Origin of the sequence: Streptomyces sp. NPDC087420 (genome assembly GCF_044744165.1) — a bacterium.
Classification (GTDB): Bacteria; Actinomycetota; Actinomycetes; order Streptomycetales; family Streptomycetaceae; genus Streptomyces.
In genome coordinates this window covers 133,965-157,583 of record NZ_JBIUXU010000012.1, presented here as the reverse complement: position 1 = coordinate 157,583, position 23,619 = coordinate 133,965, and the positions used below count along the sequence as shown (strand labels likewise).

At 69.5% G+C, this 23,619-nt stretch carries 21 protein-coding genes and 1 pseudogene; 11 read left to right on the top strand and 11 right to left on the bottom strand.

Going from position 1 to position 23,619, the window contains the following annotated elements; genetic code table 11:
• Window positions 1-40 precede the first annotated feature (40 nt).
• Together ACIO1C_RS25295 and ACIO1C_RS25290 are read right to left on the bottom strand one after the other, a co-directional pair.
• Window positions 41-1,114 carry an ABC transporter permease gene (locus ACIO1C_RS25295; RefSeq protein ID WP_401867115.1) on the bottom strand — a complete coding sequence of 358 codons (1,074 nt, stop codon included), beginning with the start codon at window positions 1,112-1,114 and terminating at the stop codon, window positions 41-43.
• Window positions 1,111-2,643, bottom strand: a complete 1,533-nt coding sequence (locus ACIO1C_RS25290; RefSeq protein WP_401867113.1) for a sugar ABC transporter ATP-binding protein — start codon at window positions 2,641-2,643, stop codon at window positions 1,111-1,113. The genes ACIO1C_RS25295 and ACIO1C_RS25290 overlap by 4 nt, the downstream gene beginning before the upstream one ends.
• A 175-nt stretch (window positions 2,644-2,818) precedes the next feature.
• On the opposite strand from ACIO1C_RS25290, the gene ACIO1C_RS25285 reads away from it, so the two are divergent.
• Complete coding sequence (locus ACIO1C_RS25285; protein WP_401867111.1) at window positions 2,819-2,959, top strand: hypothetical protein; 141 nt, start codon at window positions 2,819-2,821, stop codon at window positions 2,957-2,959.
• A 22-nt stretch (window positions 2,960-2,981) separates the two neighbouring features.
• Here the strand turns inward: ACIO1C_RS25285 and ACIO1C_RS25280 are convergent, their stop codons facing one another.
• Window positions 2,982-4,163, bottom strand: a complete 1,182-nt coding sequence (locus tag ACIO1C_RS25280; RefSeq protein ID WP_161307521.1) for an ROK family transcriptional regulator — start codon at window positions 4,161-4,163, stop codon at window positions 2,982-2,984.
• Between the two features lie 381 nt (window positions 4,164-4,544).
• Here ACIO1C_RS25280 and ACIO1C_RS25275 point away from each other — a divergent pair, with 381 nt between their 5' ends.
• The 3 genes and pseudogenes from ACIO1C_RS25275 to ACIO1C_RS25265 form a co-directional block, all read left to right on the top strand.
• The gene (locus ACIO1C_RS25275; protein ID WP_401867109.1) at window positions 4,545-5,522 is read left to right on the top strand and encodes an aldo/keto reductase; all 978 of its coding nucleotides are present in this window, start codon (window positions 4,545-4,547) and stop codon (window positions 5,520-5,522) included.
• Window positions 5,523-5,929: 407 nt separating this feature from the next.
• Window positions 5,930-6,337, top strand: a complete 408-nt coding sequence (locus ACIO1C_RS25270) for a DUF3224 domain-containing protein (RefSeq protein WP_401867107.1) — start codon at window positions 5,930-5,932, stop codon at window positions 6,335-6,337.
• A 175-nt stretch (window positions 6,338-6,512) separates the two neighbouring features.
• A pseudogene (locus ACIO1C_RS25265) lies at window positions 6,513-6,716 on the top strand (dihydrofolate reductase family protein); the annotation flags it as partial.
• Window positions 6,717-6,732: 16 nt separating this feature from the next.
• Here ACIO1C_RS25265 and ACIO1C_RS25260 read toward each other — a convergent pair.
• The 7 genes from ACIO1C_RS25260 to ACIO1C_RS25230 form a co-directional block, all read right to left on the bottom strand.
• On the bottom strand, window positions 6,733-7,047 hold the full coding sequence (locus ACIO1C_RS25260) for a hypothetical protein (protein ID WP_401867105.1): 315 nt from the start codon (window positions 7,045-7,047) through the stop codon (window positions 6,733-6,735).
• A 225-nt stretch (window positions 7,048-7,272) separates the two neighbouring features.
• Window positions 7,273-7,746: a DUF397 domain-containing protein gene (locus ACIO1C_RS25255; RefSeq protein WP_401867103.1), complete on the bottom strand. Its 474-nt coding sequence runs from the start codon at window positions 7,744-7,746 to the stop codon at window positions 7,273-7,275.
• Window positions 7,747-7,995: 249 nt separating this feature from the next.
• Window positions 7,996-8,163 (bottom strand): DUF4328 domain-containing protein, encoded by a 168-nt coding sequence (locus ACIO1C_RS25250; protein WP_401867101.1) that lies wholly within the window; start codon window positions 8,161-8,163, stop codon window positions 7,996-7,998.
• Between the two features lie 315 nt (window positions 8,164-8,478).
• Window positions 8,479-8,940 carry a hypothetical protein gene (locus ACIO1C_RS25245; RefSeq protein ID WP_401867099.1) on the bottom strand — a complete coding sequence of 154 codons (462 nt, stop codon included), beginning with the start codon at window positions 8,938-8,940 and terminating at the stop codon, window positions 8,479-8,481.
• Between the two features lie 231 nt (window positions 8,941-9,171).
• Window positions 9,172-9,861 (bottom strand): GntR family transcriptional regulator, encoded by a 690-nt coding sequence (locus ACIO1C_RS25240; RefSeq protein WP_161307524.1) that lies wholly within the window; start codon window positions 9,859-9,861, stop codon window positions 9,172-9,174.
• A gap of 93 nt (window positions 9,862-9,954) precedes the next feature.
• The gene (locus ACIO1C_RS25235) at window positions 9,955-10,902 is read right to left on the bottom strand and encodes a beta-ketoacyl-ACP synthase III (RefSeq protein ID WP_401867097.1); all 948 of its coding nucleotides are present in this window, start codon (window positions 10,900-10,902) and stop codon (window positions 9,955-9,957) included.
• 262 nt (window positions 10,903-11,164) lie between these two features.
• Window positions 11,165-12,550 (bottom strand): OFA family MFS transporter, encoded by a 1,386-nt coding sequence (locus ACIO1C_RS25230; protein WP_401867095.1) that lies wholly within the window; start codon window positions 12,548-12,550, stop codon window positions 11,165-11,167.
• Between the two features lie 203 nt (window positions 12,551-12,753).
• Between ACIO1C_RS25230 and ACIO1C_RS25225 the strand changes: the two genes are divergently transcribed.
• From ACIO1C_RS25225 to fdhD, 5 genes are all read left to right on the top strand, one after another.
• A complete protein-coding gene (locus ACIO1C_RS25225) occupies window positions 12,754-13,725 on the top strand; it encodes a 2-dehydropantoate 2-reductase (protein ID WP_401867093.1) in 972 nt (323 codons plus the stop codon).
• 189 nt (window positions 13,726-13,914) lie between these two features.
• Entirely contained in the window at window positions 13,915-15,858 is a 1,944-nt protein-coding gene (locus tag ACIO1C_RS25220) for a molybdopterin oxidoreductase family protein (RefSeq protein WP_401867091.1), read from the top strand.
• Between the two features lie 7 nt (window positions 15,859-15,865).
• Window positions 15,866-17,926, top strand: coding sequence for an NAD(P)H-dependent oxidoreductase subunit E (locus tag ACIO1C_RS25215; protein ID WP_401867089.1), 2,061 nt, complete (start codon window positions 15,866-15,868; stop codon window positions 17,924-17,926).
• On the top strand, window positions 17,923-18,780 hold the full coding sequence (locus tag ACIO1C_RS25210; RefSeq protein ID WP_161307530.1) for a 2Fe-2S iron-sulfur cluster-binding protein: 858 nt from the start codon (window positions 17,923-17,925) through the stop codon (window positions 18,778-18,780). The genes ACIO1C_RS25215 and ACIO1C_RS25210 overlap by 4 nt, the downstream gene beginning before the upstream one ends.
• Before the next feature lie 63 nt (window positions 18,781-18,843).
• Window positions 18,844-19,683, top strand: coding sequence for a formate dehydrogenase accessory sulfurtransferase FdhD (gene fdhD / locus ACIO1C_RS25205; RefSeq protein WP_161307531.1), 840 nt, complete (start codon window positions 18,844-18,846; stop codon window positions 19,681-19,683).
• 156 nt (window positions 19,684-19,839) lie between these two features.
• Here fdhD and ACIO1C_RS25200 read toward each other — a convergent pair whose 3' ends face one another.
• Window positions 19,840-20,256, bottom strand: a complete 417-nt coding sequence (locus ACIO1C_RS25200) for a (2Fe-2S) ferredoxin domain-containing protein (protein ID WP_401867437.1) — start codon at window positions 20,254-20,256, stop codon at window positions 19,840-19,842.
• Window positions 20,257-20,455: 199 nt separating this feature from the next.
• Between ACIO1C_RS25200 and ACIO1C_RS25195 the strand changes: the two genes are divergently transcribed.
• Window positions 20,456-21,415, top strand: coding sequence for an alpha/beta hydrolase (locus ACIO1C_RS25195; RefSeq protein WP_401867086.1), 960 nt, complete (start codon window positions 20,456-20,458; stop codon window positions 21,413-21,415).
• Window positions 21,412-23,613 (top strand): hypothetical protein, encoded by a 2,202-nt coding sequence (locus ACIO1C_RS25190; protein ID WP_401867084.1) that lies wholly within the window; start codon window positions 21,412-21,414, stop codon window positions 23,611-23,613. Before ACIO1C_RS25195 ends, ACIO1C_RS25190 begins: the two co-directional genes overlap by 4 nt.
• Window positions 23,614-23,619: the final 6 nt, after the last annotated feature.

The following is a 23,619-nucleotide window of genomic DNA, read 5'->3' as shown; positions in this document are numbered from 1 at the left end:
GACGGTGCGGGACGTTCGGGAGCGGTGACGAGACCAAAAGTCAGGACTCGCCGTTGCGCAAGGTACGGCGCTGGACCAGTACGGCGGCGACGATGATGGCGCCCTTGGCGATCTGCTGGACATCGCTCTGGAGGTTGTTCAGGGCGAAGATGTTGGTGATCGTGGTGAAGACCAGAACACCGAGGACGGAGCCGACGATGGTGCCGCGGCCGCCGCTGAGCAGGGTGCCGCCGATGATCGCCGCGGCGATGGCGTCCAGCTCGTACAGGTTTCCGTTGGTGTTCTGTCCGGAGCCCGCCAGGATGATCAGCAGGAAGGCCGCGATACCGCAGCAGAGCCCGGAGAGCAGGTAGAGGTAGAGCCGCTGACGGCGGACGTCGATGCCCGCCAGGCGCGCGGCCTCGGCGTTGCCGCCGACGGCGACGGTGCGCCGGCCGAAGGTCGTACGGTTCAGCACGAGCCAGCCGACGATCGTGACCGCCGCGAAGACCAGGACGAGCGGCGGGATCCCCAGGACGTACGAGTCGGGGATACCGAGGTCGAGCACGGAGTTCACGGTGACGATCTGCGTCTTGCCTTCGGTGATCTGGAGGGCGAGACCGCGGGCGGAGGCGAGCATCGCGAGGGTCGCGATGAACGGCACCATCCCGCCGTACGCGATGAGCAGTCCGTTCACCAGGCCGCAGGCGAGCCCCACCACCATCGCGGTGAAGAGGATGCCGACGAAGCCGAACTCCTGGGTGGCGAGGGTGGTCGCCCACACCGAGGCGAGGGCCACGATCGCGCCGACCGAGAGGTCGATGCCGCCGCTGGTGATCACGAACGTCATGCCGACGGTGACCACACCGATGATCGACGCCTGGGTGAGGATCAGCTGGAGGTTGTTGGTGTCCAGGAACTGGTCCGGCTTGGTGATACCACCGACGACGACCAGCGCCAGGAGCACACCGAGCAGCGAGAGGCTGCGGACGTCGAGCCGCAGCCCCAACGAGGGCCGGTTTCCCTTCGGCTCCTGGTCCTTGATGGTGTCGGCGGAGGTCACGGACGAGGGCGGTTGCGAGGCGGCCGCGGCATCCGGCCCGCCCTGCCGCGCCTCGGAGGCGGGCTGTTTCATGGCGTCGGGCTCCCTTCCATCACGAGATCGAGTACACGGTGCTCGTCGAGCTCCTGGGCCGGCGCCCGGTGGACGACCTGCCCTTCGCGGAGCACCAGCACCCGGTCGGCGAGGCCCAGGACTTCGGGGACCTCACTGGAGACGAGCAGAACGGCCAGGCCGTTGTCGGCCAGCCGCCGGATCACGGCGTAGAGCTCGGCGCGCGCGCCGACGTCGACCCCGCGGGTCGGTTCGTCCAGGAGCAGGACCCGGCAGCCGCGGAGCAACCAGCGGGCGAGGACCGCCTTCTGCTGGTTTCCTCCGGAGAGGGTACGGATGGGCACCTCGGGGTTGTCAGGACGCAGGGAGAGTTCCCTGACGGCCTCCCTGGCCGCGGTGCGTTCCGCCGCGTGGTCGAGCCAGCCGGCCCGCGAGAAGCGGGAGAGGGAGGAGACCGACACGTTGCGGGTGACGGACTCCAGCATCAAGAGGCCCTGGGCCTTGCGCTCTTCGGGCGCGAGCCCGAGTCCGGCGCGGACCGCGGCACGCACACTGCCGGGCCGCAGCGCGACACCGTTGACCAGCACACGCCCGGCGGTGGGTTTGCGGGCGCCGTAGATCGTCTCCAGGATCTCGGAGCGCCCGGAGCCGACGAGCCCCGCGAGGCCGACGATCTCACCGGGCCTCAGTTCGAGGTCGACGGGGGCGAACTCCCCTGCCCTGGCCAGCCCTTCGACCCGCAGGACGGGTTCACCGCTCGGCGCGTCGACCGCGGCGGGGCGCTCGGGGAAGACGTACTCGACGTTACGGCCCGTCATCAGCGCCACCACCTCGCGCGTCGGTGTCTCCTTCGCGGGGAGGCCGACGGCGACGGTCCTGCCGTCCTTGATGACCGTGACGCGGTCCCCGATCCGGCGGATCTCCTCCAGCCGGTGGGAGATGTAGACGACGGCCACACCGTCGGCGGTGAGGGTGGAGACGATCCGGAAGAGGTTGTTGACCTCGTCGGGGTCGAGCGCCGCCGACGGCTCGTCCATCACGATGAGCCGTACCTCGTGGGAGAGGGCGCGGGCCATCGAGACGATCTGCTGCTGGGCGGCGGAGAGCGAGCCGACGGGCCGGTGCGCCTGGATCTCCGGGTGCCCGAGCCGCTTGAGCAGCGCGGTCGCCCGGGTCCTGGCCTCGCGGCCCTTGACAACAAAGCCGGCGGTGGTCGGCTCGTGCCCGAGGAAGATGTTCTCGGCGACCGACAGGCCCTCGACCAGGTCGAGTTCCTGGTAGATGGTCGCGATGCCGAGCCGCATGGCGGCGATGGGTGACTTGAGGGTGACGGCCTCGCCCTGCCAGGTGATCACACCGCCGTCGGGCTGGTGGGCCCCGGCGAGGACCTTGATGAGCGTGGACTTGCCCGCGCCGTTCTGGCCGAGCAGGCAGTGGACTTCACCCGCCTGGACTTCCAGGTCGACGCCGTCGAGGGCCCGGACACCGGGGAACAGTTTGGTGATGCCGGACATGGTGAGCAGAACGGTTTCCGGTGGAGCTGGTGCCATGGCGTATCCCCTCGGCGAATGCGGCCGTTGCGCGGGCAGGGCGGTGCGCTGCGGGCAGCGCGGAACCGGCGTACGGGTGCGTGGTGCGGTGTCGCTTGCGTACGGCGCGGTGGTGTGGTGCGCGTGAATCTGGGCGTGTGCGTGTGCGGTGTGCGGGTACGTGTGCCTGTGCGGTGTGCGTACGGTGCTGGTGGTGCGGGCGGTGCGGCTCGTGCACGTACGGGTGGTGCGGCTCGTACAGGTGGTACGGGTGACGCGGCTCGTACAGATGGTGCGGGTGACGCGGTGGTGCTTACCGGCCTGCCGGGCCGGGTGACACGGTGGTGCCTACCGGCCCGTCAGGCCGGCGAGAACAGGTGGTCGCTGATGAGCCGGGCCGCGCCGGTGACTCCGGCGACCGGTCCCAACTCCCCCAGGACTATGGGGAGATTGCCGGTGGCCAGCGGCAGCGACTGGCGGTAGACCTGGGTGCGGACACTCGACAGCAGCGTGTGACCGAGTCCGGTCACCCCACCGCCGATCACCACGAGCCCCGGGTTGAAGAAGCTGACAAGCCCGGCGATCACCTGGCCCAGCCTGTTTCCGCCCTCACGGATCAGGTCGAGCGCGGTGGGATCACCGGCGGCGGCGGCCGCGGCGACGTCGACGGCGGTGAGCCGTCCCGCCGCGCCCAGCCGTGCGGCGAGTTCGGGCGAGCGTCCGGTACGGGCGGCGTCCTCGGCGTCGCGGGCGAGCGCGGCACCACCGAAGTGGGCTTCCAGGCAGCCCTTGTTGCCGCAGGCGCAGGCCCGGCCGTCCGGTTCGACCTGGATGTGGCCGATGTCGCCGGCGCTACCGGTCGTCCCCCGGTAGACCTCGCCGCCGACCACGATGCCGCAGCCGATACCCGTACCGATCTTGATGCAGAGGAAGTCGCCCACGGAGCGTGCCACGCCCGCGTGTTGCTCTCCCATGGCCATCAGGTTCACGTCGTTGTCGACCATCACCGGGCAGCCCAGTTCCTGGCTGAGCGCCTCCCGTACCGGGAAGCCGTCCCAGCCGGGCATGATCGGCGGCGCGACGGGCACCCCCTCGGGGAAGCGGACGGGCCCCGGCACCCCGATGCCGGCTCCGTCGAACTCCTCGGCCAGGCCGGAGACTTTGAGCTTGGCCGCCATGGCGAGTACCTGCTCGAAGACGGCGACGGGTCCCTCGCGGACGTCCATGGGGTGGTTGAGATGCCCCAGGACCTCCAACTCGGCGTTGGTGACGGCCACATCGATCGAGGTGGCGCCGATGTCGACGCCCAGGAACCGCAGGGCCGGAGCGAGCCGGATGTTGTGCGAACGCCGCCCGCCCCGCGAGGCGGCGAGCCCGTCGGCGACAACAAGCCCGGTCTCCAGCAGCCGGTCGACCTCGACGGCGAGCTTGGATCGGGAGAGATCCACCTGATCGCCGAGCTGCGCACGGGAGTTGGGCCCACCGTCACGCAACAGCCTGAGCAGTCGCGCCTGGTGCGCGTTCGCGGGTCGTGCGGTCATACGTCTCACGCGCCCCTCCCCGCCATGTCGGCTGTGTCCGTCGTGCTTTCGAGGGGAACGTAGCAGTGCTTGCCCGCAGTGGGAAGAAGTTGAGCGGGAATCTACGCCAACTTTCTCCACACCCAGGACAAAGGTCGGTGCCGAGTCGTACGCCCCGCCGCCGGCCGGGCTGGAGGGCCCGGCGCCGGCGCCGGCGGCCTCGCCTGCCGACGTGGCGGAGGGCGGCGGCCCAGCCCCCCGGGCACTCCCGCACGCCACCTTCACGCCTCGGCCTGGTCCGGCGAACAATTGCAGAGGGCAACATTCATGCCTCGCCGAGTGGAGTTAACTTGGAAGGGAAGGCCGTAGGTCGCGGCGCAGGCAGCGGTGAACGGAACTCACATGAAGCACATCTCTCTCGGAGAACTGGACGTGTCCCGGATAGGGCTCGGCTGCATGTCCATGTCCGGTGTATATACGGGTGGCGGGACGGACGACGCCGAGTCGATCAGGGCCATTCACCGAGCCCTGGACTTGGGCGTCACGTTGGTGGACACCGCCGAGGTCTACGGACCGTACAAGAACGAGGAACTGGTGGGCCGCGCTGTCGCGGGCCGCCGTGACCAGGTCGTACTGGCGTCGAAGTTCGGCTATCTCTCCCACGGCTCGGACGGCCAGTACATCCGCCAATTCGACAGTTCACCGGCGAATATCCGCATCTGCGTCGAAGGCTCCCTCAGGAGGCTGGGCACCGACCACCTGGACCTGTACTACCAGCACCGGATGGACCCGCACACCCCGGTCGAGGACGTGGTCGGCACCATGAGCGACCTGGTCACGGAGGGCAAGATCCGGCACATCGGGCTGTCGGAGTCCACTCCGGACGTGATCCGCCGGGCGCAGGCGGTCCACCCGATCACCGCACTCCAGAGCGAGTACTCACTGTGGTCGCGCGAGCCGGAGAAGGAAATTCTCCCCCTGCTGCGGGAACTCGGCATAGGCTTTGTCGCCTACTCCCCACTCGGCCGGGGATTCCTGACGGGCACCATCCGTTCCACCGACCAGATGGACAGCGACGACTTCCGGGCGAACAATCCGCGATTCAGCGAGGACAACCTGAAGCGGAATCTGGGCATTGTGGACGAGGTCGAAAAAGTCGCGCGCGATGTAGGGGCGACTCCCGCGCAGGTGGCAATCGCCTGGCTTCTCGCCCAGGGAAACGACATCGCCCCGATCCCCGGCACCAAGCGGGTGACCCGGGTGGAGGAAAACGTGGCGGCGGACGCGATCACACTGACACCGACCCAGCTCAAGAATCTCTCGTCCATATCCCCCGCGGCAGGCGACCGCTACACGAACATGCAAAACCTGAGCGCCTGATTCCGGGGCGGCGGGGGTGTGCGCGAGCGCGGGTCAACACCAAGAGGTACTCGGACGGACCACCCCTTGTACTGATCACCGTGGGGCCACCCCCTGAGGCCGAGTGTCGCGGTTCCGGGCCGGGCGTCAAGGGCGCTCCCGCGTCGCGTCGGCTACGCCGATTCCACTTCGTTCCACCCTTGACCCCCCGCAGCGTCTGATCACCGCATGTCGGCGGGCGCTCGTGCCCCGCGTCTGATCTGGGTGGGTGGAGACGTGGTTGCGGTAACAGGGCTTCTGCGGGAGCGTGTTGGTGTGTTAGGCCCAGTTCGGCTGGCTGCAAGCCAAGTGGGATGCCATCTGAGCATGATCCGGAAAAGACGCCCAGGCCGACCGCGATTGTCAGACCCCTTCGGTACGGTCGGCGCATGAGAGCTACGGCAACATTCACCGTCAAATCGTTCGTCCCGACTGAGCTGAAACCCGAACCGGCCGTGCCCACCGGCTTGCCGGTGGGTGTCGCGACGATGGAGAAGCACTTCGAGGGAGAGGCCGCAGGGCACTCGGCGACGCTTTTCACCGCGGCCTTCGACCAGTCGACCGGCGTCGGCACCTATGTCGCCATGGAGTCGTTCGAAGGCTCGCTCCAGGGGCGGGAGGGCGCCTTCAACTTCGTGCACTCAGCGACAACATCCGGCAGCGACCGCACAGCGGAGTTCTTCACCATCGTGCCTTCGAGCGGCACCCGCGAGTTGGCCGGGATCTCCGGTGCCGGAGGGATGGCTGTTGACGCTGACGGCACGCACCGTATCTGGTTCGACTACCAGCTCGACTGAACCACGGCCCGAACTTGATCAACCGAACGGGGATTCCTCCACGCTCCCGTGGCAGCGGACCGGTGGACCTGGCCGGATCTGTTCCCGAGGAGGACTTCTGATGCGCAGCGTGACCTATTCGATGGGCGTCTCCCTGGACGGCTACATCGTCGGGCCGAATGACGACTTCGACGCCGCGACTCTGGCCGCCGAGGCGGCCGCGTTGGGTCTGGTCGACGAGTACCGGGCCAGGGTCTACCCGGTGCTGGTCGGCGGCGGCATCCCCTTCTTCCCCCAGCACGAGCGCCGAGTGGACCTCGAACTGATCGAGACCCGCACCTTCAGCTCACAAGTCGTCCGCCTCCGCCACCGCGTGACGCGTCCGGCCCCTGGCACATGATCGCGCGGTCGGAGAACTACTCGTGGCGCATGCTTTCGATCTCGCCGGCCAGCACGGCCACCTCGCGTACGTGCCTGTAGTACGTGGCCGCGTACTCGTCGCTGATCGCCGGGAGAACCCTCTCGAACACCCCCACCAAGCGCCTCAGGTTTCCCCGGGACGGTTCCCCAAGGGGACCCTTGACCACCCGGGAGGCATAACCGTAAGCATCCGCGTCAAGCATGACCATGTCCTGGCCCTCAACGTCCAAGCCGCGGAGCCCAGCCGGGAATGGCATGGCCACGTGTTCGGCCATCAACTGCGAGAGCGCGTCGAGCTTCTCCTGGATCATCCGGGAGATTCTGCCAGCGGCACCGCGCAGACGCCGAGGTACCGTGCACGGCCCCAACCCGGCGTCCGGGTCCTACCCGGTCAGTTCGACGGAGACATTGGTCGACTGACGCATCATGCGTAGTGGCCCGGCCAGCGTGTCGCATCTCCCGCCAGGCCTCGGCGACTGCCTGAACCCTTGGCGGACCAAGCCGCACAGACGGCGATCAGACGCCGAGACGACTCGTCACCACCCCCCACCTCTCGTGCGCACCACAGACGGTCCGCAGACCGGCCAGGACAGCGGCCCCTCACCGGACCGGTACGGGGAACCCTCCCCCCGGCTACCTCTCGGTCTGAACCCGCAGTCGCGAACGGAGTGCGTCCGGAACACGACGAAGGCGGTCCACCCGGCGGGGGTGACAGCCAGGGCCGACCCGGACACGTCTTTGGAGTCCCGCACACCGACGCGGCCGCGCGTAGCACGCAGATCAGCGACCTCGACGCAGCTGCTGCTCACCACCCCACCCCGCCCCGCCCCGCCAACGGCCTTGAAGCGCGTATCGAACGCACGTCGCAGCCCGGGCAATCCATGCCCCCCAGGACGCCCGCCGGCCCGGACGGCTCCGCCGCCTCGCGCGGGCCGCGCTCGGACAGGCCCTCCACCCACCACAACGCAGCCCGCCCACGAAGAAGCGGAAACGCCGCCTCTTGTGCACATGCCTGCTGTGCAGCCGGGCCGCCTTCTTGTTCACAGGGTGGGCATCGGTACCTCGGCTGCGGCCAAGCGGTTTGCGGACTTGCTGCTCTGGAGGGCAGTCAGCTTCCGGACGAAGACGATGGCGAGCACACCCGCGACGACACGCACGGCGCAGGCACACACCTCCACAGCCAAGTTTCCGGCGAGCGAGTCTGCCGTTCCGCCCACCACGCCTGAGCGGGGCCGCCAGAGATTGAAGAGCGGCAGAAATCAACCTCCGACGGCCCGAGCGGTGCTCAGACGGTGTCCCTCCGGAGCGAAAACCTGAGCGTTCACCCGTACGCGATAGAACCAGGTAATGAAGACGACGCCCAGGGGGACACCAACGATGCCCAGCAGTGAGAAAGCGACATCGTAGAAGCTGTCGGCACGAGTCACGTCAGCTCAGCTCCCCTCATGGCACTCCCGCCCGGACGACGAGAAGCCGGAAGATACAGCCAGGCGCTCGCGGCCATTCGCAGCAGATCTGTCACGACCGCCACAGCAAGCAGGACAACGACAATGCGAGAAAGTCCCACCGGCGTCCTCAACCGCCCGAGATCGTGCGACTGCCCCACGCCCGCGTCCACTGACGTGGCTGCCAACCACTGACGTCAGTGACACCAGCGGGCCCACCGAAAACAGATCCGGCGGGCCCGCACAATGCATAGAAACTTGATTACTGCACTTCAAGGCCAGTTGCACCCTGCCGCTTCATGACGCCTGCCCTACGTCGCCGTCGATGGCGACAACCAGGGATCCTGATTCTCCGGCCAGATAGTCATGTCCCGGAAAATAGTCCACATGAAGATGGCCGCCCTGATCCGCCTCCAAAGCGAAGCCTTCGATATTCTCGGCAAGGAGAGAAAGGGATTCCATTCCGCCTTCTACGGCCAGAGACTCACCGTCTCCGGAAGAAGAGATCATAACCTTCCCACTCGCTTGCCGAACTTCGATACGCAACAACGATCTGCTGTAAGGGAATGGATCCGACACCTTCACCAGGAGGGTGTCTCCGCCGCCGCTCCGCAACTTTCGAGCCAATGACAGCAGTTCGGAGCGAGTTCCGGACAACTCCGATTCCCCCGTCGAATCGTCGAACAACACTTTCGTCATTACGCCTCCGCCGGTTTCCCACGGCCAGTAGTCGCCCGACCGGATAGTGGATGAATCCATACCGGTATGCGGATCAATCCATCGGGTTCTTGGGATTCCTCGGAGGGCGGTCCGACATCGGGGCATGCTTCAGCCGTCCCATGCCCAAGAACCGGGCTCACGACGGCAGGTGCGTCCCTGTCAGGCACAAGTCACTGTCGCCCGCCGATCTGCTCCGGGTCCTCGTTCCGGTGAGGGCGAAGGTAAGGATGCCGGAAGGTGTGGGGGATCCAGCCGATCCAGCCGTACGTCTCAGGCGTCGTGCCGTTGGTCCGCTCGGTGGTGGTACGTCGAGCGGGTGTGTTCCGTGTGCGCCTTCATGACTTCCGTCGCGCGCTGTTCGTCGCGGGCCGCGATCGCCGCGATCAGTTCGCGGTGTTCGATCCAGGACTGCTTGCCGCGCTGGCGGGCCACCGGGGTGTAGTACCACCGGACCCTGCGGTCCACCTGTGCGGCCAGTTCGGCCAGGACGACGTTTCCGGCCAGGGACATGACTTTGGCGTGAAACGCGGCGTTGGTGGCGACCGTCAGGTCCACGTCGTCGTCCGCGACCGACTGCTCGCCCTGGGCGCAGAGCGCCTCCAGCGCGGCGATGCCGGCCTTGCCGGAGTGGGCGGCCGCGAGCCGGGCGGCCTCCGCCTCCAGGAGCGTACGGACCGAGAGCAGCTGGTCCGCCTCCTCCTCGGTCGGCTCGTGGACGAACGCGCCCTGGGCCGGGCGCAGGTCGACCCAGCCCTCGGTGTTGAGGCGCTGGAGGGCTTCCCGTACCGGCTGACGCGACACGCCGAGGTGACCTGCGAGTTCGCTTTCGACCAGATGCTGGCCCGGTTGGAGCGCGCGCGTGGTGATGAGTTCGAGGAGAGCCCCGTAGACACGCTCGCGCAGCGGACCCGGTCGCTCGAGCTTGGGCACGGCTCCCTGCGCCAATCTTGCGGACAACATCGCGGTCCCCCTCCTGGCCGGCAGAGTCACATGACTGTATCGATGAGTTCTGGACATTGGCTATCGTCTACAGTCTACCGAGAACATTGAAGATCATGGGCAACGGATGACCTGGCCGGCGTACGAGAGATTCCCGCCGAAGCCGAAAAGCAGCACTGGAGTACCGGACTGCACCTCTCCGCGGGCCACCAACTTGGACAAAGCCAGCGGAATCGACGCGGCCGAAGTATTTCCCGACTCGATCACGTCCCGGGCGATCACCGCGTTGATCGCGCCAATCTTCTGGGCCACCGGTTCGATGATCCGCAGATTCGCCTGGTGCAGCACCACCGCGGACAGCTCCTCCGGGGTGACACCGGCCCGCTCGCAGACCTTGCGGGCGATCGGCGGCAGCTGGGTGGTGGCCCAGCGGTAGACGGACTGCCCCTCCTGGGCGAAGCGGGGCGGGGTGCCCTCGATCCGTACGGCGTTGCCCATCTCCGGCACCGAGCCCCAGAGCACCGGGCCGATCCCCGGCTCCTCGCCGGGCCCGGTCGCCACGACCACCGCCGCGCCCGCGCCGTCGCCGACGAGCACGCAGGTGGTGCGGTCCGTCCAGTCGGCGACGCCGGCCATTTTGTCCGCGCCGATGACCAGGACCCGGGAGGCGGAGCCCGCCCGTACGGTGTGGTCCGCCATGGCCAGGGCGTGGGTGAACCCGGCGCAGACGACGTTGAGGTCCATGACCGCGGGCGAGCCCATGCCGAGGCGGGCCGCGACGCGGGCCGCCGTGTTGGGCGACCGGTCGATCGCGGTGGACGTGGCGACCAGGACCATGTCGATGTCGGCCGGGGTGAGGCCGGCCGCGGCGAGCGCCTTGGCGCCCGCGTGCGCGGCCAGCTCGTCGACCGGTTCGTCCTCACCCGCGACATGCCGCGTCTTGATGCCGACCCGGCTGGTGATCCAGGCGTCGCTGGTGTCGACCAGGGCCGCCAGGTCGTCGTTGGTGAGCACCTTGGCGGGCTGATAGTGCCCGAGCGCGGCGATACGAGTGCCGGTCATGCCCGGGACCCCCTCTGCTGTCGACGTCAGGAGTCCTCAAGTCTCGTCAGCGACTCACCCGTACGGGTACAGGCGAACCAACAGGATTCCCCGTCTCCGCTTGGAGACTTCGGATCATCGTCGGAATAGTTCCCGATTCACCCGGCGAACAATTCACCCGGTGAACAGCTGCGCGGCCTTGAGGACCAGCTCATACACACCGTAAGCCAGAGGAATCCCTACCCAGAGCCAGGCGAAGACGATCAAGCCCGTACGGCGTGGCTCAGGCGCTGTGCCGCTGCTCGCTGGTGACGTGGTCATCGGATGCCTCCCTGGGGGCCGGAATGTGGTGGCGCGGGTGGACGGGCCTGATGAGTTCGTTGGCCACGAAGCCGACGGCGAGCAGGCCGATCATGATGGTGAGCGAGACCCCGTAGAGCCCGGAACCGCTCTTGCCCGCCTCCTCCTGACTGTCCGCGACCCAGTTCACGATGAGCGGGCCGAGGACGCCGGCGGTGGACCAGGCGGTGAGCAGCCGGCCGTGGATGGCGCCGACCTGGTAGGTGCCGAAGAGGTCCTTGAGGTACGCGGGCGCGGTGGCGAAGCCGCCTCCGTAGAAGGACAGGATGACCAGCGCGCAGATGACGAAGAGCGGCTTGGAGGAGTCGCCGAACCGCGCGATCAGGAGATACATCACGGCGCCCACGCCCAGGTAGACGCGGTAGACGTTCTTGCGGCCGAGCAGGTCGGAGGCGGAGGACCAGCCGATCCGGCCCGCCATGTTCGCGGCGGAGAGCAGCGCCACGAAGCCGGCCGACGCGGAGACCGAGACGGGGGTGCTCGTCCCGGCGAAGAAGTCGGTGATCATCGGGGCGGCCTTCTCCAGGATCCCGATGCCCGCGGTGACGTTCATGCAGAGCACGACCCACAGGCACCAGAACTGAGGGGTCCGTACGGCGGACTTCGCGGAGACCTGGGCGGTGGAGATCAGGCCCGTGGAAGCCGGCGATCCGGCCGGGCGCGTCTCGGCCTCGGCGGAGGGAGCGGGCTTCCGCTGCCGGTATCCCGGCGGCGGTACGCGGATCAGCAGGACGCCCAGCGACATGAACACGGCGTACACGAGACCGTGCACCAGGAACGCGTACGCGATGCCCTGGCTGTCCGCGCCGAACGACTCCAGCATCTGCGCGGACCAGGGCGAGGCGATGAGCGCGCCACCGCCGAATCCCATGATCGCGATGCCGGTGGCCATGCCGGGCCGATCCGGGAACCACTTGATGAGCGTCGAGACGGGCGAGATGTACCCGATGCCGAGTCCGATGCCGCCGACGAAGCCGTATCCGAAGACGATCAGCCAGAACTGCTCGGTGGCCGCGCCGAGCGCGGCGAGCAGGAAGCCCGAGGAGAAGCAGCTCAGGGCCACGGTCATCGCCCAGCGCGGCCCGTTGCGCTCGACCAGCGTGCCGCCGAAGGCGGCCGACAGGCCGAGCATGACGATGCCCAGCTGGAAGGGGAGCGCGCTCTGGGTGCCGGAGAGGCCCAGGGCGGACTCGAGTGGGGGTTTGAAGACGCTCCAGGCGTAGGCCTGGCCGATCGAGAGGTGCACCGACAGCGCCGCCGGCGGTACCAGCCAGCGACTCCAGCCGGGGGGTGCGAGAGGTGGGGTCATGGTCGCGAACTCTAAGAACGGCCCGACCCGTTGGGAAGATCGCTGCCACGGTTCACCCAAGATCCACGCAGGAGTTTGCCTACTGCATACCGGAAGGGAGCCTTGTGGCCCAGAACTACATACTGTAGACAATATATCGTCGACACGAAAGTAAGTGTGACCCTTCCCTCGGTCCCCCCTCAAACCGAACGGAGAGCCCCACAGTGAAAGTCGCAGTTGTCGGAGCCGGCGCGATCGGCGCCTACGTGGGAGCCGCGCTCGATCGAGCCGGCGCCGAAGTTCATCTCATCGCCCGTGGACCGCATCTCGCGGCCATGAGGCAGGACGGAGTCAGGGTGTTGAGCCCGCGCGGGGATTGGACCGCTCGGGTGCACGCCACCGATCGACCGGAGGACATCGGTCCGGTCGACTATGTGTTCCTGGGGCTCAAGGCGAACTCCTACGCGGCGTGCGGGCCGCTGGTCGAGCCTCTGCTCCATGACGGTACGGCGGTCATCGCCGCCCAGAACGGGATCCCCTGGTGGTACTTCCACGGGCACGGGGGTCCGCACGACGGCACACGGATCGAGAGCGTCGACCCCGGCGGCTCGGTCAGCGCCGTACTGCCACCCGAACGTGCGATCGGGTGCGTGGTCTACGCCGCTACGGAGCTGGAGGGGCCCGGGATCGTCCGGCACCTCGAAGGCACCCGGTTCTCCATCGGGGAGCCGGACCGCTCGGTGTCGAAACGCTGTCTCGAATTCAGCGAGGCGATGCAGGCGGGCGGACTCAAATGCCCCGTCGAGCCCGAGTTGCGCGACGACATCTGGATCAAGCTCCTCGGAAACATCTCGTTCAACCCCATCAGTGCGCTGACCCGCGCCACCATGCGGGAGATGTGCCTGCACCGCAGCACACGCCAGGTCATCGAGATGATGATGGCCGAAACCCTGAGCGTCGCTGAGGCATTGGGCTGCCACCCCGACATTTCCATCGAGCGGAGGCTGGCCGGCGCGGAACGCGTCGGTGACCACCGGACGTCGACCCTCCAGGATCTGGAGAAGGGCAAACCGCTCGAACTCGACGTCCTGCTCGCCGCCGTCGTGGAACTCGCGGAGATCACCGGCGTTCCGGTGCCCACCCTCCGTACGGTGGACGCCATTTCGGATCTCCTGGCCCAGGGCGCGGCTGCCTGATCCACTCCGGTGTCCGGGCCGGCCGACGGGACACAACACCCGGAGGGTCCGCTCCGGAACCACCCGGCCGACGGCCGCGCACAGACATTCATGGCCAGTTTCTGTCCGTGGGGTTCCCTTTACCTACAGGACTACAGAATACTGTATGCAATGGGCGCGGCCGTCGGTCACCACTCACAGGAGCGCAGCGTGAAGAAGCGAGAGCGCACACCGAAAACCTATGCCCGCATCACCCATCCCCTGGTGCGGGACCAGAAGGGCGGGCCTCTCCGCCGTGCGAGCTGGGACGAGGCCCTGGACCGGGCGGCCGAGGGCCTGGGAGCCGCTCGCGGCTCCTTCGGGATGCTCTCCTGCGCCCGGGCCACCAACGAGATGAACTACGTCGCGCAGAAGTTCACCCGCGTGGTGATGGGCACCAACAACGTGGACTCCTGCAACCGGACATGTCACGCGCCCAGTGTGGCCGGCCTGTCCGCGGTCTTCGGCTCCGGTGGTGGCACCTCGTCGTACGGCGAGGTCGACCACACCGACCTGATCCTGATGTGGGGCTCCAACGCCCGCTTCGCACACCCCATCTTCTTCCAGCACGTGCTCCGGGGCATCAGGAACGGCGCGCGCATGTACGCCGTCGACCCCCGCCGCACCTCCACCGCCGAGTGGGCCGAGAGCTGGCTCGGGCTGAACGTCGGCACGGACATCCCGCTGGCCCACGCGGTCGGCCGCGAGATCATTCACGCGGGCCTGCACAACACGTCGTTCATCGAGCGCGCGACCACCGGTTTCGAGGAGTACGCGGCCGAGGTCGAGCCGTGGACGCTCGCGGTGGCGGAGAAGGTGACCGGCGTACCCGCCGAGGCGATCCGCGACCTCGCCCACGCCTACGCCCGCGCCGAACGGGCCCAGTTGTGCTGGACGCTCGGCATCACCGAGCACCACAACGGGACGGACAACGTCCGGGCGCTGATCAACCTGTCGCTGCTCACCGGGCACGTCGGACGCTACGGCTCCGGTGTGCAGCCGCTCCGCGGCCAGAACAACGTCCAGGGCGGTGGTGACATGGGGGCCATCCCCAACCGACTGCCCGGCTTCCAGGACATCCTGGAGCCCGACATCAGGACCAAGTTCGAGAGCGCCTGGAACACCGTCATCCAGCCCGAGTACGGAATGACGCTCACGCAGATGTTCGAGGCGATGGAGACGGGTGACCTGAAGGCCGTCTACTGCATCGGCGAGAACCCCGCCCAGTCCGAGGCCGACAGCGAGCAGGCCGTCGAGCGCATGAAGAACCTCGACTGCCTGGTGGTGCAGGACATCTTCCTCACCGCGACCGCGGAGCTGGCCGACGTGGTCCTGCCCGCCACCGCCGCCTGGGCGGAGACGGACGGCACGACGACCAACAGTGAGCGCCGGGTCCAGCGCGTCCGCAAGGCCGTCGAACCGCCGGGCGAGGCGCGCGAGGACATCGACATCATCTGCGACCTGGCGGGCCGGCTCGGGCACCCCTGGAAGTACGCGGACGCCGAATCGGTCTGGAACGAGCTGCGGTCGGTGTCACCCGACCACTACGGCATGACGTACGAGCGGCTCGCGGAGCACCAGGGCATCCAGTGGCCCTGCCCCGACACCGACAAGATCGAGCCGACCTATCTGCACGGCCGCCTCTGGGACGAGGACCCCGCCAGGCGCGGCCGGCTCGCGCCCTTCGGCATCGTCAAGCACGACCCCCCGGTCGACCTGACGGACGATCAGTACCCGATCAGGCTGACCACGGGCCGCCGGCTCGACTCGTACAACACCGGGGTGCAGACCGGGAGTTTCGCCTCCCCGCTGCGCCGCGGCGAGTACGTGGAGCTGTGCCCCGAGGACGCCGAGCGGTACGGCGTGTCGGTCGGCGAGGAGGTACGGATCTCGTCGCGGCGCGGCACGGTCCAGGCCCCGGTCTGGGTCGATCCCGGACTGCGCCCCGGACTCGCCTTCATGACGATGCACTTCCCGGACGAGGTGGACACCAACCAGCTGACCATCGAGGCCAATTGCCCGATCGCCGGGACCGCCGAGTTCAAGGCGTCCGCGATCCGCATCGAGAAGCTGCCCGTCTCCGGGCTCGTGTCCGCCCCGGCCGTGAGGAGCTGAAAGATCAGTGGATCTGCACTTCGGTGACAGCAAACCGACCGACGAGGAACGAGCGGCGGTCGACGCCCTGCTGGGCCTGCCCACCTCGGCCTGGGAAGGGGCGGACGACCGGACCGACTCGGACCTGCGCTGGGCCCGGGGCGGCCGGGAGGCACGGGAGCGGCGGGACCTGCTGCTCCCGGGGCTGCACGCGATCAACGACCGGATCGGCTGGATCAGCGAGGGTGCCCTCGACTACCTGTGCCGACGGCTGACCGTGCCGCCCGCGGAGGCGTACGGCGTCGCCACGTTCTACGCGATGTTCGCCGTCAAGCCGCGCCCGGCGAAGGTGCTGCACGTCTGTACGGACCTCGCCTGCGCGAGCAAGGGCTCGGCCGCCGTCTGCGCCGGGCTGGAGGAGCGCCTGGGAGCGGCCGGTTCGGCGGCGGGCGGCCTCGTCTGGCAGCCGAGCCCCTGTCTGGGTCTGTGCGAACGCGCCCCGGCGGCGCTGGTCATCCAGGCGGGTGTCCCGTCCGACGAGGGCTCCGTACCCCTCCCCCTGGCGAGCACCGGCGTCACCGAGAAGGTCCAGCTCGGCGGCGCGCGGCCCGCCTGGCCGGCCGGTGCGAACCCGGCGGGCCCGGCCCGCGTCGGGGACGGCGTCTCCGTCACGGCTCCCCTGCCGTCGAGCCCGGCCGGCCTCCTGAACGGCGGCGACAGTGCCGGCGAGTCCGCGGAACCGGCCGCACGCCGCTACGCCACCGCCGTCATCGCCCCCGCCACCGCCGAGGCCCTCGTCCTCGCGGCGGCCGAACCCGCGGCGGCCCCGGCGGAGCCCGCCGCTGCCCTCGCCGTACCGCAGGCCGGACAGCCAGGGCTGTCACTGCTGGCTCGCGTCGGGGTCGTCGACCCGTACAGCCTCGACGACTACCGGGCGCACGACGGCTACCGGGCCCTGCGCCGCGCCTTCGACCTCGGCCCGGCCGGGGTCATCCGGGAGGTCACGGACGCCGGTCTGGTGGGCCGCGGCGGCGCCGCGTTCCCCACCGGACGCAAGTGGCAGGCCACCGCCTCGCAGCCGGTGCGCCAGCACTACCTGGTCTGCAACGCCGACGAATCCGAGCCGGGCACCTTCAAGGACCGTGTGGTCATGGAGGGTGATCCGTACGCGCTGATCGAGTCGATGACGATCGCCGGATACGCGGTCGGCGCCGACCGGGGCTACCTCTACCTGCGCGGTGAGTACCCGCGCGCCCTGCGACTGCTCCAGAACGCCATCGACCAGGCACGCGCCCGCGGCCTCCTCGGGGACGACATCCTCGGCCAGGGGTACGCCTTCGACATCGAGATCCGGCGCGGCGCCGGGGCGTACATCTGCGGTGAGGAGACCGCGCTGTTCAACTCCATCGAGGGCTACCGCGGCGAGCCGCGGTCCAAGCCGCCGTTCCCGGTGGAGAGCGGTCTGTTCGGCAAGCCGACGGCCGAGAACAACGTCGAGACACTGATCAACGTGCTACCGATCCTGAACCAGGGCGCCGCCGCCTACGCCGCGATCGGCACCGGCCAGTCGACCGGGCCCAAGCTCTTCTGCGTCTCGGGGAACGTCGGGAAACCCGGCATCTACGAGCTGCCGTTCGGCGCCACGCTGGGCGAGCTGCTGGAGCTGGCGGGGGCGCCCGACAACATGCGCGCGATCCTGCTCGGCGGCGCGGCGGGCGGTTTCGTCCGCCCCGACGAGCTGGACATCCCGCTCACCTTCGAAGGGACCAGGGCGGCCGGTACGACCCTGGGATCCGGGGTGGTGCTGGTCCTGGACGACACCGTCCAGCTGCCGAAGATGCTCGTACGGATCGCGGAGTTCTTCCGGGACGAGTCGTGCGGGCAGTGTGTGCCCTGCCGGGTAGGCACCGTACGCCAGGAGGAGGCGCTGCACCGGATCGTGGACCGTACGGGCGCCGACGCCGCGCAGGACATCGCACTGCTGCGTGAGGTCGGCGCGGCCATGAAGGACGCCTCGATCTGCGGTCTCGGACAGACCGCCTGGAGTGCCGTCGAGTCAGCCATCGATCGACTGGGGGCCTACAAGTGACCGTCATCCCACTGCAATTGCCGCGGCGGCTGCTCGAATTCACACTCGACGGCCAGGAGACGCGGGTGCCGGAAGGCTCCACGATCCTCGACGCCTGCCGGGCGGCGGGGAAGGACATCCCGACGCTCTGCGAGGGCGACACACTCACCCCGAAGAACGCCTGCCGGGTGTGTGTGGTCGAGGTCGAGGGCGCGCGCGTCCTCGCGCCCGCCTGCTCGCGCAAGGCCGAGGCGGGCATGACCGTCCTCACGGACAGCCCGCGGGCCCGGCACAGCAGGAAGATCGTCCTCGAACTCCTCGCCTCGTCCACGGACCTCTCGACCACCCCGAGGGCCGCCGAGTGGATCAAGGAATACAAGGCGAAGCCCGAGCGCTTCGGTCCCGACGCGGCCCGCCTCGACGAGGAACCGAAGATCGACAACGATCTCTACGTACGCGACTACGACAAGTGCATCCAGTGCTACAAGTGTGTCGACGCGTGCGGTGAGCAGTGGCAGAATTCGTTCGCGATCTCGGTGGCGGGCCGTGGCTTTGACGCCCGTATCTCCACCGAGCACGACGGACCGCTCACCGACTCGGCCTGTGTCTACTGCGGCAACTGCATCGAGGTCTGCCCGACCGGCGCGCTCAGCTTCAAGTCGGAGTTCGACATGCGGGAGGCCGGGACGTGGAACGAAGAGATCCAGACGGAGACCACCACCATCTGCGCGTACTGCGGTGTCGGCTGCAATCTGACGCTGCACGTACAGGAGAATGAGATCGTGAAGGTCACGTCTCCGCACGACAACCCCGTGACACACGGGAACCTCTGCATCAAGGGCCGCTTCGGCTTCCAGCACGTACAGGAACGCTGACCGGGTCACCGTACGGGTCGGCCGACGAGCACCAGCACATCGATACGAGTAGGACTGATCATCATGGGACGGGTCACCGAGCGCCGCCGCACCATCCGTATCCGGGACGGAATCGTCACGACCCGCCCCGACACCCTGGTGGCCGAGGAGCCGCTGGAGATCCGGCTGAACGGCAAATCCCTCGCCATCACGATGCGCACCCCGGGCGACGACTTCGCCCTGGCGGCCGGCTTCCTGGTGAGCGAGGGGGTGCTGGCGGCCGCCTCCGACGTGCAGTCGATCGTGTACTGCGCGGGGGCGAAGGACGACGGGTCGAACACGTACAACGTGGTCGACGTCCGGCTCGCGCCCGGTGTGCCGGTCCCCGACATCACGCTGGAGCGCAACGTCTACACCACTTCGTCGTGCGGGCTGTGCGGCAAGGCGAGTCTCGACGCCGTACGGACAACGGCCCGTTTCACGATCGACGACACTCCCCCGGTCCGGCTGGAGCCCACCCTGCTCGCCGGCCTCCCCGACCGGTTGCGGGCGGCTCAGGAGGTCTTCGACCGGACCGGGGGCCTGCACGCGGCGGCGCTCTTCAGCGAGCACGGGGAGCTGCTGGACATCCGGGAGGACGTCGGCCGGCACAACGCGGTGGACAAGCTGATCGGCCGCGCGCTGCGGCAGGACCTGCTGCCGCTGTCCCGGTCGATCCTCCTCGTCTCCAGCCGTGCTTCCTTCGAACTGGCCCAGAAGGCCGTGATGGCGGGCATTCCGGTGCTCGCGGCGGTGTCGGCGCCGTCCTCCCTCGCCGTCGATCTGGCCATGGAGACGGGGCTGACACTGGTCGGCTTCCTCCGTGGCCCCTCCATGAACGTGTACGCGGGCGATGAGCGCATCGCCCTGCACACTGGGGTGTGACAGTCCCCGCTGCACGGGAATAGGGCCCGGCCGGCGGGGAGCGCCCCCTGCGTCGGCCGGGTACCTCCGGCAGCCACACCCATCCGCTCGGCGGTGTGCGGGCCTGAGCCCGCCATCGCCTGATCCACTTTTCGTTCTCCGGGGTTACGTCCCCCGTCACCGCCCCCGTCGGCGCCTAGCGTCCGACGGGGGCGGAATCATCTGCAGCTCCAGGGTGGCGGGCGGCTCGGCCACGCCGGGGCCGCCGGCCCGGGTCCAGGCCAGCAGGTCGTCCGTACCGTCCTCGTCCAGCACCCAGCCCACCCAGGTGGCGCGGCCTCCCGCGCGCCGGCCCTCGGCGGAGGGCTGGACCACGACGACGTTGGCCTGTCCGCACGGGCCGAGACAGTCGGTCGTACGGACGGAGAGCCGGCCTCCCGAGGCGGCGGCGGCCGCGCGGAGGCGGGCGAGCTGACCCGCGTGATCCGTGCCGGGATTCTTGGCGGGGTCGCCGCAGCAGCAGCCCCGGCAGACGACGAGGGTGCAGGGGCGGCGGCCGAATGGGCGTATGCCCGGGGGGACGGGCGGGCGTATGCCTGACGGCGCGGGTGAGGGCGGCTTTGTCACCCGAGGATCTTGTCAGCCGTGAGGCGGGGCAAGGCGGCCGGTCCCGGGTCGGGGCAGGCCCGGATCGGGACGGAGCGAGGTCGGCGGTCCCGGGGCGGGGCATGCGGCCGGTTGATATCCTCTTGGCTCCTCCGGCCCCCCGGGCCGGGTGGATCTTGGGGGATGCATGAAGCCGCGCCTGGTGTTCGTCCATGGCATCGGCGGGCCGCTGGACAGCGCCGCCGAACGCGACGAGTGGGTGCGCGCGCTGGCCGAGGGGGCCAGGGCCGCCGGCCACGCCGGGAAGGTCTCCGCACTGACCCAAGGGTGGGCCGCCGACATCCGGTTCGCCTACTACGGCGACCTGTTCGGCCCCGGACAGGCCCAGGGCTCGGCGCTCGAAGTGACGGCCGATCAGGAGAGCATCCTGCTGGCGGAGTTGCTGCGGGAGGCGGTCGACGAGCGGCTGGCCGACCCGGCCGGCGAGGACGAGATCCGGGTGCTGGCCCACGCGCGGGCCCAACTGGCCCCCGAGGGCGTGCCCCAGGGCCTCGGCAGCGCCCTGCGGCAGACCCTCAACGCCGCGAACACCCTGCTCTCCGTGCCGGGGCTGCGGACGTTCGGCGGCTGGGTCAGCGCCAAGGCCATGATCCTCAGGCTCAGCCAGGTGGCGCGCTATCTCGCGCGCGGGGAGCCGGACGGCGACGGTGTCCCGCTCGACCGCCGGGTCCGCCGGCGGGTGGTGGAGGCCCTGGACCCCGCGGGACCGACGATCGTCGTCTCGCACTCGCTCGGCACCGTCGTGTCCCTGGAAGCGCTGCACGAACACACCGGTCCCGTACCGCTGTTCGTCACCCTCGGCTCCCCGCTGGGGATGCGCACTGCCGTGCTGCCCAAGCTCCGCCCCCAGCCGCCGCACGTGCCCGGTCGGGTCGGGCGGTGGCTCAACTTCTGGGACCGGGACGACTTCGTGGCGGGCGGCCCCCGCCCGGAGAAGCTCCTGCGGCCCAACTCCTCTGCCGTGCTGCCCGTCAGCACCCGGGTCGACTCGGACGGCGTGTGGGTGCATCCCGCCGTGCGGTATCTCGCCCACCCCGCCGTCGCCGGGCCGGTCGTGGAGGCCGTCGAAGCGGCGACGCTCTTATGACCGGTTCACCGCCCGTCCGGCACGTCCTGGTGATCGCACCGCAGTGTCCGCAGCTGGGGTTGCTCGACGGTCTGGACGACGTGGCGCGGGCGTTGCACGGCTCGCTCACCCACCGAAGGGGCGGCGCCCGTACGGACGCGCCGTCCGCCGGGGTCGTCTCGCTGCTGTACGGCGCCTCGCTCGGGCAGGCGCGGATCGAGGCCGCGATCCGGGGCGCCGCCCGGCGCGCGGGCGAGGCGGGCGCCGTACTCGTACTGGCGCTGATCGGGCACGGTATGACGCCCGGTCAGCACCCCACGCTGTATCTGATGGCCGGGGATTCCCAGCCCGACGTCATCAACACGGCGGTGAACGTGGGTGAGTTGCTGACCCAGGCCCTCGACACCCCCGGTCTCGCGGGGGTGATCGCGCTGGTCGACACCTGCCACGCGGGCGGCGCCGTACCGGACCTCAAGGCCCTGGACGCCGGGGTACGGGACGGCGCGACCCGGTTGTCGCTGCTGATGTCGGTCGGCGCGAGCCAGACCGCGTACGGGCTCGCGTTCACCCGGGGGCTGGTCGAGGTGCTCGACGCGGGCATCCCCGGCGCCGGGGAGTATCTGCGGCCCGACGCGGTGGTCGAGGCCGTACGGGACGCCGCTCCCGGACAGGACGCCCGGCTGGTCGAGTACCACGGCGCCCGGTTCGGTGAGCGTCCGTGGCTGGCGCGCAACGCCCGGCACCCGCACGCGGCGGGCTCGTTCCTGGGCCCGGTGGGAACGGAGGAGCTGGAGCGGGCGCTGGATCCGCTGGGCGGTACGGCTCTCCTGCCCGCGCCGCTGACCGGCGTCGCCGGCCTGGAGCGGTTGCGCGACACCCTGCGAGCCCGGCCGCCCGGCGGAAGCGGGACCCGCGAGGAGACCGCCTGGGCGGTCCGTGTGGCGGACGGCCTGCTCGACGGAATCCTCACCCTGGAGCTGCTCGGCGACTGGCCGGGCGGACCGCTCACCTCCGAGCGGCTGCGGCGGGCGCTGCTCGCCGCCGGCACCGGTCCCGAGGTGCGGCTCCCCGGCACCACCGGAAGTGAACTGCTGCGGGACGCGGTGGAGTTCCTGCGCCTGCGGGCCCCGCGTGTCGGCGCGAGCCGTACCGCGCCGCTGGCGGCCTTCGTGGCCGCGCTGGCCGCCGAGGACACCGTCGGGCCGGACCACCCCCGATTGCACGCCTGGGCCGGATCCGTGGGCGCCCGGGTCGAACTCTCCGACGCTCACGAGGAGTTGTCCCGGCGAAGTGACCGGACGCGGTTGCGTCTGATCGTCAGCCTGCACGCGGCGGTCGCCGACGAATGGCCCGAGACGCTCGACGCGTGGCTGCTGGACCGGGGGAAGCAGCACGCGCACCGGGAGTTCACCTGCGCGCCGGACCGGTCCGGGGTCGAGCGACGGCTCGCCGAGATCCTGCGGTGGGCGTCGGCCGAGGCGAAAAAGGTCGGTGTACGGCTCCGGCGGGTCGAAGTGGCCGCCTCCTCGGCGCTGTTGCTCCGCTGGCGTCCCGAGGAGACCGATTTTGGCGTGCGGTTGGGGGTCACGTACGACGTCGTCCTGCGCTGGAGCGAGCGCCTCTGCCCGCCCGAGCACCTGTGGTGGATCAACGACCACGCCCAGGAGAAGCTGGAGGCGATGGCCGCCGTCTCCGCGCGCGGCGGCGCGGGCGGGGCGCCCGTCGACTGGCTGGCCGAGCGGGAGACCGGCCAGGCCAAGGAACTCGACCGCCGGATGCGGCTGGGCGCCTACCCGGGCGCGGTGGCGCTGGCACACCTGCCGACCCGCTTCGACCAGGTCATGGAGGTGCTGCTGGCCCACGCACCGATCGTGCTGTGGCCGGACGGGGAGGCCGGGGTCCCCGACACCTCGCGCGAGAACCTCGACAAGTACTGGCACCTGCTGCCCGCCGAGTTCAGCGAGGCGTACCGGCGCAGCTGGCAGGAGGACACGCCGGCGGACGGGCGGGACGACCTCGCCCGGCTGCGGTCGGTGTGGCACGACCGGGAATGGCTCGACTTCTGCGAGTGGTTCGAGGGGGCCGCGTCACCGGCCGCCACGGACGCGCCGTCCGCAACGGAGGTGCCGTCCGCAACGCAGGTGCGTCCCACGACCGATGGGGAGCAGGACCTGATGGAAAGTAACGTCGAATGGAAAGTAACGTCGAATGGGAAGTAACACCTG

Excerpts from the sequence above, each read along its gene's own strand:
- ACIO1C_RS25295 (WP_401867115.1), bottom strand. The coding sequence starts at position 1,114 with ATGAAACAGCCCGCCTCCGAGGCGCGGCAGGGCGGGCCGGATGCCGCG.
- ACIO1C_RS25290 (WP_401867113.1), bottom strand. The coding sequence starts at position 2,643 with ATGGCACCAGCTCCACCGGAAACCGTTCTGCTCACCATGTCCGGCATC.
- ACIO1C_RS25280 (WP_161307521.1), bottom strand. The coding sequence starts at position 4,163 with ATGACCGCACGACCCGCGAACGCGCACCAGGCGCGACTGCTCAGGCTG.
- ACIO1C_RS25275 (WP_401867109.1), top strand. The coding sequence starts at position 4,545 with ATGAAGCACATCTCTCTCGGAGAACTGGACGTGTCCCGGATAGGGCTC.
- ACIO1C_RS25270 (WP_401867107.1), top strand. The coding sequence starts at position 5,930 with ATGAGAGCTACGGCAACATTCACCGTCAAATCGTTCGTCCCGACTGAG.
- ACIO1C_RS25260 (WP_401867105.1), bottom strand. The coding sequence starts at position 7,047 with ATGATCCAGGAGAAGCTCGACGCGCTCTCGCAGTTGATGGCCGAACAC.
- ACIO1C_RS25255 (WP_401867103.1), bottom strand. The coding sequence starts at position 7,746 with ATGTGCACAAGAGGCGGCGTTTCCGCTTCTTCGTGGGCGGGCTGCGTT.
- ACIO1C_RS25245 (WP_401867099.1), bottom strand. The coding sequence starts at position 8,940 with ATGGATTCATCCACTATCCGGTCGGGCGACTACTGGCCGTGGGAAACC.
- ACIO1C_RS25240 (WP_161307524.1), bottom strand. The coding sequence starts at position 9,861 with ATGTTGTCCGCAAGATTGGCGCAGGGAGCCGTGCCCAAGCTCGAGCGA.
- ACIO1C_RS25235 (WP_401867097.1), bottom strand. The coding sequence starts at position 10,902 with ATGACCGGCACTCGTATCGCCGCGCTCGGGCACTATCAGCCCGCCAAG.
- ACIO1C_RS25230 (WP_401867095.1), bottom strand. The coding sequence starts at position 12,550 with ATGACCCCACCTCTCGCACCCCCCGGCTGGAGTCGCTGGCTGGTACCG.
- fdhD (WP_161307531.1), top strand. The coding sequence starts at position 18,844 with ATGGGACGGGTCACCGAGCGCCGCCGCACCATCCGTATCCGGGACGGA.
- ACIO1C_RS25195 (WP_401867086.1), top strand. The coding sequence starts at position 20,456 with ATGAAGCCGCGCCTGGTGTTCGTCCATGGCATCGGCGGGCCGCTGGAC.
- ACIO1C_RS25190 (WP_401867084.1), top strand. The coding sequence starts at position 21,412 with ATGACCGGTTCACCGCCCGTCCGGCACGTCCTGGTGATCGCACCGCAG.